11 protein-coding genes are annotated in these 9,651 nt (G+C 74.1%); 6 read left to right on the top strand and 5 right to left on the bottom strand.

The window, feature by feature from the left end; all coding sequences use genetic code 11:
- Positions 1-189: 189 nt before the first annotated feature.
- Both ESP57_RS14515 and ESP57_RS14520 read right to left on the bottom strand, forming a co-directional pair.
- A complete protein-coding gene (locus ESP57_RS14515) occupies positions 190-819 on the bottom strand; it encodes a DUF1684 domain-containing protein (protein ID WP_207904556.1) in 630 nt (209 codons plus the stop codon).
- Entirely contained in the window at positions 816-1,370 is a 555-nt protein-coding gene (locus tag ESP57_RS14520) for a hypothetical protein (protein WP_207904557.1), read from the bottom strand. Before ESP57_RS14520 ends, ESP57_RS14515 begins: the two co-directional genes overlap by 4 nt.
- Positions 1,371-1,470: 100 nt before the next feature.
- Here ESP57_RS14520 and ESP57_RS14525 point away from each other — a divergent pair, with 100 nt between their 5' ends.
- Both ESP57_RS14525 and ESP57_RS14530 read left to right on the top strand, forming a co-directional pair.
- Positions 1,471-2,724: a hypothetical protein gene (locus ESP57_RS14525; RefSeq protein ID WP_129232083.1), complete on the top strand. Its 1,254-nt coding sequence runs from the start codon at positions 1,471-1,473 to the stop codon at positions 2,722-2,724.
- A 46-nt stretch (positions 2,725-2,770) separates the two neighbouring features.
- Positions 2,771-3,541 (top strand): 2-phosphosulfolactate phosphatase, encoded by a 771-nt coding sequence (locus ESP57_RS14530; protein ID WP_165877487.1) that lies wholly within the window; start codon positions 2,771-2,773, stop codon positions 3,539-3,541.
- A 132-nt stretch (positions 3,542-3,673) separates the two neighbouring features.
- Here ESP57_RS14530 and ESP57_RS14535 read toward each other — a convergent pair whose 3' ends face one another.
- From ESP57_RS14535 to ESP57_RS14545, 3 genes are all read right to left on the bottom strand, one after another.
- Positions 3,674-4,285 carry a CGNR zinc finger domain-containing protein gene (locus ESP57_RS14535; RefSeq protein ID WP_243648542.1) on the bottom strand — a complete coding sequence of 204 codons (612 nt, stop codon included), beginning with the start codon at positions 4,283-4,285 and terminating at the stop codon, positions 3,674-3,676.
- 83 nt (positions 4,286-4,368) lie between these two features.
- On the bottom strand, positions 4,369-4,866 hold the full coding sequence (locus ESP57_RS14540) for a SprT-like domain-containing protein (RefSeq protein WP_056010984.1): 498 nt from the start codon (positions 4,864-4,866) through the stop codon (positions 4,369-4,371).
- A gap of 82 nt (positions 4,867-4,948) precedes the next feature.
- Positions 4,949-6,196 carry a PQQ-dependent sugar dehydrogenase gene (locus tag ESP57_RS14545; protein ID WP_243648543.1) on the bottom strand — a complete coding sequence of 416 codons (1,248 nt, stop codon included), beginning with the start codon at positions 6,194-6,196 and terminating at the stop codon, positions 4,949-4,951.
- A 49-nt stretch (positions 6,197-6,245) separates the two neighbouring features.
- Between ESP57_RS14545 and ESP57_RS14550 the strand changes: the two genes are divergently transcribed.
- The 4 genes from ESP57_RS14550 to ESP57_RS14565 all read left to right on the top strand — a co-directional run bounded on the left by ESP57_RS14550 (position 6,246) and on the right by ESP57_RS14565 (position 9,628).
- Positions 6,246-7,022 carry a LamB/YcsF family protein gene (locus ESP57_RS14550; protein WP_129232085.1) on the top strand — a complete coding sequence of 259 codons (777 nt, stop codon included), beginning with the start codon at positions 6,246-6,248 and terminating at the stop codon, positions 7,020-7,022.
- A complete protein-coding gene (locus ESP57_RS18765) occupies positions 7,019-7,651 on the top strand; it encodes a 5-oxoprolinase subunit B family protein (RefSeq protein WP_129232086.1) in 633 nt (210 codons plus the stop codon). Before ESP57_RS14550 ends, ESP57_RS18765 begins: the two co-directional genes overlap by 4 nt.
- Positions 7,648-8,508 (top strand): 5-oxoprolinase subunit C family protein, encoded by an 861-nt coding sequence (locus ESP57_RS18770; protein WP_129232087.1) that lies wholly within the window; start codon positions 7,648-7,650, stop codon positions 8,506-8,508. The genes ESP57_RS18765 and ESP57_RS18770 overlap by 4 nt, the downstream gene beginning before the upstream one ends.
- A 73-nt stretch (positions 8,509-8,581) precedes the next feature.
- Complete coding sequence (locus ESP57_RS14565) at positions 8,582-9,628, top strand: NAD(P)-dependent alcohol dehydrogenase (protein ID WP_129232088.1); 1,047 nt, start codon at positions 8,582-8,584, stop codon at positions 9,626-9,628.
- The last annotated feature ends 23 nt before the right edge of the window (positions 9,629-9,651 follow it).

The following is a 9,651-nucleotide window of genomic DNA, read 5'->3' on the forward strand; positions in this document are numbered from 1 at the left end:
TGAGAGTCACGGACCCCTGTGCGATTTCATAAGAGCGCACAGTGCCCGGAAAGCGTTTCTACGACGCAGGCGGCGCGATCATCGCGCACACCGGGAAGCAGTCTAGCGGATGCCGCGCTGTGCATGCCCTGAGCGCCCGGAAACCGGCGCGTGGCGGCTGGGAGACGGCGGGGTCGCGAGTGCTCGGGGTCAGCGGGGCATCCGCTCGCCGACCGGCACTTCGTGACGCAGCGTGTTGCCCGGCTGCGCCAGCGGGCACGACCACGAGGGGTCGTAGGCGCACGAGGGGTTGTAGGCGAAGTTGAAGTCGATGATGAGGGAGTCGGGGTCGGCGCCGGGGCCGAGATCGGCGCCCTTCACGGTGTCGAGCAGGTAGCGTCCGCCCCCGTAGGTGCCGCCGGGGGCGCCGGCGAGCGAGTCCTTGACGGGCACGAACAGCCCGCCGCCGTAGCTCGTGAGGCGCCACACGTCGAGCGAGCCGAGGTAGGGCACGCGCACCTCGCCGATGAGGGAGAACGGGATCCGGCCGTCGCTCGCGCTCTCGACGACGAGCTTCACGGGCTCGTCGGGGCGGCGCACCTCGAGTTCGAACCGCCAGTCGGGGTCGTACCGGGAGACGGTGAGTCCCGTGAAGCCAGCACGGTCGTCGGGCAGCAGCGGCGACTGCGGATGCCCTGCGAAGAGCTCGTCGCGTGCGGACTTCCACAACTCGTGCCCGGACGCGGGCGAGTGCACGCTGAGCTGGCGCACGCCCGAGTAGAGGCCGAAGACGCGTCGGCGCCAGTCGGCGAGCTGGAGCGCGGCGATGGAGTCGGTCACGAGGCGGCCCCGGCTCTCCCGGCTGTCGGCGCACCGCCGGGGTGCTCCGTCGCAGCGGCATCCGCCGTGCCGGGCGGGTCGAAGCGCCACGTCGGCGCGAGCTGCCGCAACCGCATGCCGCGCCACTGCCAGAACGCCCACGTCGGGTACCAGGCGAGCGCGTCGAGCGCCCCGGCAGTCGCGCGCAGCTGATCGCGGTAGAGCGTGCGGCCCTCGGGCAGCGCCGAGACGGCCATGCGATGGTCCCACTCGCGGAAGGCGGAGAACACGCCGCTGTCGGCACCGCCGCCGTCGCGGAGCATGCGCACGCCGTCGGGCAGACCAGCGGGGCTCGTCAGGTCGACGCGCTCCTCACCCGCGGGGAACCTGCGGAAGGCGAGCACGCGAAGGCGATGGCGCCCCTCCGGCCACATCGTCGGCAGGCCGCCGGGTTCCAGCGACTCGAAGTCGAGCCACGGCGCGACCACCTCGCGCAGCACCGCCGGGCTCCGGAGCGCCCGCCACGCGGCATCCGGAGCGCAGTCGAGCGTGAGTTTCAGGAGCACCCGCATGAGCCGACGGTAGTGCGCCCGGATGCCCCAGCCAAGCGCCGCGCCGCATTCGAGGCGGGTACTCGGCGAGCGCGAACCCCGAACGCCTAGACTCCGGCACATGCCCGACGGACTCTGGTGGTTGCCCTCCCTCCTCGTCTTCGGCGCGGCGACGGCCGCCCTGGTCGTCGGCATGGTGGCGCTGCGACGCGGCGGTGCCCGTCGTGAACGTGCCGCGCTCGCCGCCGGCGCTGCGGCCGAGGTGCGTGCGAAGGGCCTCATCGTGCAGGCCGACAACGCCCTGCGTGACGCCGACCGCGAGCTCGCCTTCGCCGAGGCGCAATTCGGCGCCGACGAATCGCGCGCGTTGCGCGGCGCGATCGACTCGGCGCGCGCGTGGATGCGCGAGGCGTTCATCCTGCAGCAGCGGCTCGACGACGCCGATGCCGACACGGCCGCTGAGCGCCGGACGTGGACCTCCCGCATCGAAGGGCTCTGCATCTCGGCGATCGGCGCCCTCGAGGACGCCGAGTCCGCCCTCGCCGGGCGGCGGCGCACCGAACGCGGTGCCCACGCAGAACTGCCCGCCCTTCGCGCGCAGGCCGGTCGGATCGCCCGTCGACGGGTCGAGGCCGAGGCGATGCTCGGCCGGCTCGCGACCCGCTTCGCGGAGTCGGCACTCGCCACCGCCCGAGGGGCGGAGCTTCGCATCGACGCCTCGCTCGCGGCGGCCACGGCCTCGCTCGACGAGGCGGAGGCGAGACTCGCGCGCTCGGAACCCGCCGCCGACCTGCTCGGGTCGGCCGGTGACGCGCTGGCCCGTGCAGGCCGCGACCTCGACGAGATCGACGCGCTCGAACTCGCGCTGGCGAGGGCGCAGGCGGATGCCTCGGAGGAGGCCGCCGCGCTCGACGGCGAACTCGTCGCCGCGAGACGCGAGCGCGACGCACAGGAGGACCCCGACGCCGCCGAGGCCCTCGGCACGGCGATCGGCACAGGATCGGCCGCGATGGCGGATCGTGCCGCACTCGCCGGCGACCCGTTCATCGACCGCGACCGGCTCCGCGCGTGCCGCGACCGCCTCGAGGTGGCCCGCGCGGCCGCACGCAACGCGCAAGGCCGGCTCGACGGCGCTCGCGGTGCGCTCGGCGGGGCGATCGCGATCGCCGAGAGCCAACTGCGGGTGGCGCGGGCGGCGATCGAGCGCGGGGGCCACCCGGTCGGGGCGGATGCGCGCACGCGGCTGGCCGAGGCCGAGCGCCAGCTCGTGATCGCGCACCAGGAGCCCGACCCGGTCGCGGCACTCGATGCCGCTCGGCGGGCGACGTCGCGCGCGAGCGACGCCGAGGCGCTCGCGCTGTACCGCGGGTTCTGACCTCCGGCGGGGCGGGCACGGAACGGTGAACCGCTACTCTGCTGCGGTGAGCGAATCGAGCGCGGCATTCGGCCAGTCGAAGTATCAGGTCCGTTTCGACTGGGGTGTCGACGGCGCAGCGCGCATCGTGCCGGGTGCGCACATCGTGGTCGTCGTCGACGCGCTGTCCTTCACGACCGCCGTCGTCGTCGCGGCCGAACACGGCGTGTCGATCGCACCGTGGAACTCGCTCGACGAGGACGGCGTCGCGGAATTCGCGGCAGGGCTCGGCGCGGTGATCGCGAACCGGCGCGGCGAGGCCGGGCCGACGCTCTCTCCTGCGAGCTTCGCCGTTGGCGTTCAGCCGGCGGTCGTCGTGCTGCCGTCGCCGAACGGCGGAGCGCTGGTCCGCGGACTGGAGGCGGATGGCGCCGTCGTGCTCGCGGCATCCATGCGGAACCGCTCGGCGGTCGCTTCGCGGATACTCTCCCTGCAGGAGGAGCGAGGCGAGCGGATGGTCGTCGCGGTCATCGCCGCCGGTGAACGGGGCGACGACGCGAACGACGGCCGGCTGCGGTTCGCGATCGAGGACCAGCTCGTCGCGGGCGCAGTCATCGACGCGCTCGTGACGCTCGGCCTCGATCACACGTCGCCCGAAGCCGCGGTGGCGTGCGCAGCGTACGAGGGGCTGGGGCACGCGGTGGTGCATCTCATCGGTGCGTCGGGCAGCGCCGCCCAACTGAATGCCATGGGCTACCGCGGAGACGTGAGGATCGCGACCGAGCGCGACATCACCACGGTCGTTCCCGAGCTCGTCGACGGGGTCTTCCGCGCTTGAGCCGCTCTACGCCGAACAGCACAGGCGGTCGAGCACAATTCAGGCGATTCAGCCTCACGGTCCCGGATGCGAGTGCAAACGGGCTCATCTCCTGAAATCCGTCCGTCTCGCGCGTCTGCAGGGGACGTGCTGTCAGGCCGCCGCGCGCTCCGCCTTGCGCGCGCGGTGCGCGCGCACCTTGGCGCGGTTGCCGCAGCGCTGCATGGAGCACCAGCGACGGCTCGCGGCCCGCGAGGTGTCGAGGTAGACGACGTCGCAGTCGGCGCCCGAGCAGCAGCGCACGCGCTCGGCATTGTCGAGTGAGAAGAGGTCGACGGCGTCACGAGCGATCGTCGAGAGCGCCTGCGCCACGGTCTGCACCGACCGGCCGGCCTGACGGGTGCCCCCCGCGAGCGACGGGGGAACGTCGGGCGTCGCGGCGTAGAGGTTCACGAGGTCGATGTCGGCCGGACGCAACGGTTCGCCGACGCTCACCGCGACGGCCATGCGGCTGATCGCGTCGCGCAGGGCGATCGCGTCGAAGAGGTCGCGCGAGCGCGCGGCGCCGACCGCGACCGGGAAGCGCTCGTGCAGCCACCGGGTGAGGTCGTCGGGCGCGTGCAGCTGCTCGTCCGTGCGGAGCCCGCCGATCTGGCCGGTGTAGGCGAAATCGAGGGCGAACGAACCCGAGTCGAACCACCAGCGAACGCCCTCGGCGGTGGTGAACCACTGCCCGACGGGGATCGAGACGGTTGAGACGGGCACGCCACCAATCTAGCCGGTGCGCAGGGCGTCGTCCGACGGTGCGACCGGGGCCGACGACGTGCATGCGCGCGCCGGCATATCCGTCAGCCGGTGGCGGCGCTCGCGGCCCTGCGGCGTACGGCGGCGGTGATCTCCCGGCGGCGCCACACGATGAGGTTGGCGCGGTCGAACCCGCGTCGGCACAGGCCGCAGCTCAGTTGCCGCTGCGGCTCGCGGTATCGGAAGTGCTCGTGGCCGGCCGGGCATCGCCCGATCCACGGTGCGAGCTCGTGCGCGACCTCGCCGTCGTGCGTGCGCTGGCCGACGTAGCCGAGGTCGGCGGCGACCGACGCCCATTTCGGACCGTGCCCGGCACGCGGGCCGGCGAGCGCGTGCGCCACCTCGTGGAGCAGGATCTGATGGATCTCGTCGTCGTCGTACCGGGCGGCGAGGTACCGCGACACCGAGATGCGCTTCTCGGTGTAGTTGCAGAGGCCGGCGCGCTTCTTCGCATTGTCGAACGCGAAGCTCCACGTCGCGGCGTCGAGGTGCAGCACGATGAGCGCTTCGGCCCATCGTCGCACCCGCTCGAGATCCGCCATGGAACCGAGAATAGACCCGACGGGTGTCACCGGCGAAGAGGCTGGGACCCCAGATCGGGTGCCGGATTCCGGTGCGCCGCGATCAGCCTGCGGCGGCGAGCGCCACCCGGTAGAGCCGGTCGTCGCCGTCCCGCGGCGAGCCGCGACCGTCGGTGTTGTTCGTGATGAGCCACAGGGCGCCGTCGGGGGCCGCGGCGACGTCGCGGATGCGGCCGAGCTCCTCGGCGAACCACGGTGTCGCGGCGAGGGAGGCGCCGGAGGTGGCGGGCGCGATCGTCCAGAGGCGCTCGCCGCGCAGCGACGCGAGGAAGAGGGTGTCGCCGATCACGGCGAGCCCGCTCGGGCTCGCCTCCGCCGTCGACCACTGCACGACCGGGTCGACGAACCGAGGGTCGCCGGCGACGCCCTCGACGATCGGCCAGCCGTAGTTCGCGCCGCGGGAGATGCGGTTCAGCTCATCCCACGTGTTCTGGCCGAACTCGGCGGCCCAGAGCTCGCCGTTCGCATCCCACGCGAGGCCCTGCGGGTTGCGATGGCCGAGCGACCACACCGCGTTGCCGAAGGGGTTGCCCGGTGCGGCGGCGCCGTCGGGCGTCACCCGCAGGATCTTCCCCGACATCGATGCCGGATCCTGCGCGGCATCCCGGTTGCCGGCGTCGCCGCTCGTGACGTAGAGGAGGCCGTCGGGGCCGAAGGCGATGCGGCCGCCGTTGTGGTTCGCCCCGCCGCGGGGGATGCCCGTGAGCACGGGTTCGGAGCCGCCGAGCGAAAGCGAGCCCGGGGCGCCGGCCAGGGGCATCCGCACGACCCGATTGTCGGAGTCGGCGGTGTGGTACGCGTAGACCTGGTCGTCGCGCGCGCCGTCGCCCGGCAGGAATGCGAGCCCCAGCAGTCCGCCCTCGCCGCCCGCCGCGACGCCCGGCACGGCGCCCGCGACACGATGCGAGCCGTCGGCCAGCACCTCGACGATGTCGCCGCGATCGCGTTCGCTCACGAGCACGCCGCCGTTCGGCAGCACGAGGATCGACCACGGCGCGTCGAGGTCGGCGGCGATCGACTCGGGAGCGCCCGACGGCTCCAGCACGGGCGGCGGGGGCGCGGGGGTCGGGGGCGGGGCCGTCGACGCCGGCGAGCTCGGCAGCGGGGTCGGCGTCGGCAGCGGCGGGTCGGCGGTGCAGGCTGCGAGCCCGACGAACGAGATCGTGAGCATCAGCCCGGCAGCGGATGCCCCGCGCCCCACGTGCCGTGTGCGCCGCCGTCGCGGCGCGCCGGCGATGCCGGTGTCGCCGTGGCCGTCGCCGTCGCCATGCGGAACCCGAGTGCGCGCCATCCCGTCCTCCTCTTCCCAGTGTGCCCCGACTCCGCGCCAGAATGGGAGCATGCCCGCCGAGAACGATGCCATCGGCATCGACCTGAACAGCGACCTCGGAGAGTCCTTCGGGGCGTGGCGCCTCGGCGACGACGCTGCGATGTTCGCCCTCGTGTCGAGCGCCAACGTCGCCTGCGGCTTCCACGCCGGCGACCCCGTGACGATGCTCGCGAGCGCTCGGCTCGCGGCGCAGCACGGGGTCACCCTCGGCGCGCATCCCGGCTACCGCGACCTCGCGGGGTTCGGGCGGCGCGCACTCGACACGGCCCCCGCCGAGATCGCCGCCGAACTCCTCGCCCAGCTCGGCGCCCTCGACGGCCTCGCCCGGGCGGCCGGCACCCGGGTGCGATACGTGAAGGCGCACGGCGCCCTCTACCACCGGCTCGGTTCGGACGAATCGGCGGCCCACGCGTTCGTCGAGGCCGTCGCGGCCTTCGACCCGTCGCTCACCGTGCTCGGCCAGCCCGCGGGCGCGATCGCCAGGGCGGCGGATGCCGCGGGCCTCCGCTACGCCCGCGAGGCCTTCGTCGACCGGGGCTACGTGGCCGACGGCTCCCTCGTGCCCCGAGGAGAGCCCGGTGCCGTGGTCGACGACCCGGCCGCGGCATCCGATCGCGCGCTCGAGATCGTCGAGACCGGCGGCATCACGGCCGACGACGGCAGCCGGGTCGAGCTCGGCGCCGACTCGTTGTGCCTGCACGGCGACACCCCGGGCGCCGTCGCGATCGCTCGAGCGGTGCGCGCCGCGCTCGAGGGCGCGGGGTACCGGATCGAGGCGTTCGCGTGAGTCGGCGCCTCCTGCCGAGCGGTGACGCGGCCCTGCTCGTGGAGTGCGACAGCCTCGACGAGGTGCTCGCCCTGCACGACGCGCTCGCGGCCGAGCCGCCCGCCGGGCTCGTCGAGCTCGTGCCGGCGGCGCGCACGGTCCTCGTCGCCGTCGACCCGGACCGGCTGCCGCTCGAGTCCGCCGCGACGTGGGTCCGGCGCATCCCGATCGAGGCCGCGGCCCGCAGGCCGGGTCACGTCGCAGGCGAGGTGACGGTCGACGTCGTGTACGACGGCGACGACCTCCGGAGCACCGCGGCGCTGCTCGGCATCTCGGCCGAGGAGCTCGTCGCCCGCCATCAGGCCGCCGAATGGCGGGTCGCGTTCATCGGCTTCGCGCCGGGATTCGGCTACCTCGTGAGCGACGACTGGCCGTTCGAGGTGCCCCGGCTCGACGCGCCCCGCCCTCGCGTGCCCTCGGGCGCCGTCGCGCTCGCGGGCACCTTCGCCGGCGTCTACCCGCGACAGAGCCCGGGGGGCTGGCGCCTGATCGGGCGCACCGAGGCGCCGCTCTGGGACCCCGGCGCTCCGTCTCCGGCGCTCTTCGTGCCCGGGCGGCGCGTGCGCTTCACCGAGGCCGGCCGGCCATGACCCGCCTCACGGTCGAGGCGTCGGGTGCGCTCACCCTCGTCGAGGACCTGGGCCGGCCCGGCCTCGCGCACCTCGGTGTCGCAGGGTCCGGCGCGCTCGACCGAGCCGCCCTCGCGCTCGCCAATCGGCTCGTCGGCAACCCCGACGGTGCTGCCGGGCTCGAGATCCTGATGGGCGGCTTCCGCGCCCGCTTCGACGAGGGGGCCTGGATCGCCGTCACGGGCGCATGGGGTCGCGTGACGCTCGACGGTCGCCGGATCGCGCCGTACACCGCGGCCCGCGCCCTCGCGGGCGCCGTGCTCGAACTCGGCCCGGCGGAACGCGGTGCGCGCTACGTGCTCGCGGTGCGCGGCGGCATCGACGAGCCGGCCACGCTCGGCTCCCGCTCGCGCGACACGCTCTCGGCGATCGGCCCGGCACCCGTGGCCGAGGGGCGGGTGCTCGAGATCGGCGGGGCGCCCGCGGCATCCGTGCCCCTGCTCGATCGCGAGGCCGCCTTCCCGCCGCCCGCCGGCGGTGTCACCGTCGCCCTCCTGCCCGGGCCGCGCGCCGACTGGTTCACGGATGCCGCGCGCGCGACGCTCTTCGACGCCGCCTGGCGCCTCTCGGGGCAGGCCGACCGGGTCGGCGCCCGGCTCGACGGCCCCCGACTCGAGCGGCGGGTGCCGGGAGAGCTCGCGAGCGAGGCCACCGTGCCGGGCTCGATGCAGGTCGCGGGCGACGGACGGCCGACGATCCTCCTCGCCGACCGCCCGGTGACCGGCGGGTACCCCGTCGTCGCGATCCTCTCGCCCGCCTCGCTCGACGCCGTGGCGCAGCTGCGACCCGGCCAGGAGGTGCGGTTCCGGCACGCGTGACCGTTCCCCTCGGCGGGCGCGTGTAGCGTCGAACAGGCGCCCGAGGCGCGACCCCAGCACCGAGGAGATCGAGATGACCATCGTCAACGCCTACGCCGCGCCGAGTGAAGCCGCCCCGCTCGAGCGCACCCGCATCGAACGCCGCGCGCTCGGACCGCTCGATGTCCGCATCGACATCGCGTACGCCGGCATCTGCCACTCCGACATCCACACGGTTCGAGGCGACTGGGGGTCGCAGCAGTACCCGCTCGCGCCCGGCCATGAGATCGCCGGCACCGTCGCCGAGATCGGCGAGGCCGTGACGAGGCACGCCGTCGGCGACCGGGTGGGCGTCGGCTGCATGGTGAACTCGTGCGGCGAGTGCCGCAACTGCCTTCGCGGCGACGAGCAGTTCTGCGTGGACGGTCCGGTCTTCACCTACGGCGACACCGACCGCGACGGCACCGTCACCCAGGGCGGCTACTCCGAGCAGGTCGTCGTGACCGAGGCGTTCGTCGTGCGGATTCCCGACGCACTCGCCCTCGACGTCGCAGCGCCGCTGCTGTGCGCCGGTATCACCACCTACTCACCGCTGCGGCGCTGGAAGGTCGGCCCCGGCACGCGCGTCGCGGTCGTCGGGCTCGGCGGCCTCGGGCACATGGGCGTGCAGTTCGCGCACGCCCTCGGTGCGGAGGTGACCGTGCTGTCCCAGACGCTGAGCAAGCAGGACGACGGCCTGCGCCTCGGCGCCGACCACTACCGCGCGACCTCCGACCCCGCGACGTTCACCGAGCTCCGCGGCTCGTTCGACGTCATCCTCAACACCGTCAGCGCCGTGATCGACCTCGACGCGTACCTGTCGCTCCTCGACGCCGGCGCGGCGATGGTGTGCGTCGGCGCGCCCGGCGAACCGCTCGGCGTCGGCGTGATGTCGCTCATCAGCGGGAACAAGACCCTCGCCGGCTCGAACATCGGCGGCATCCGCGAGACCCAGGAGATGCTCGACTTCTGCGCGGAGCACGGCATCGGCGCCGAGATCGAGGTGATCCCGGCCTCGGGCATCAACGCCGCCTACGAGCGCGTGCTCGCCTCCGACGTTCGGTACCGCTTCGTCATCGACGCGGCGACCTTCGCCGACTGAGCGCGAGCTGCCGCGCGCTCGCG

It is taken from the genome of Agromyces fucosus, from assembly GCF_004134865.1.
Lineage (GTDB): Bacteria > Actinomycetota > Actinomycetes > Actinomycetales > Microbacteriaceae > Agromyces > Agromyces fucosus.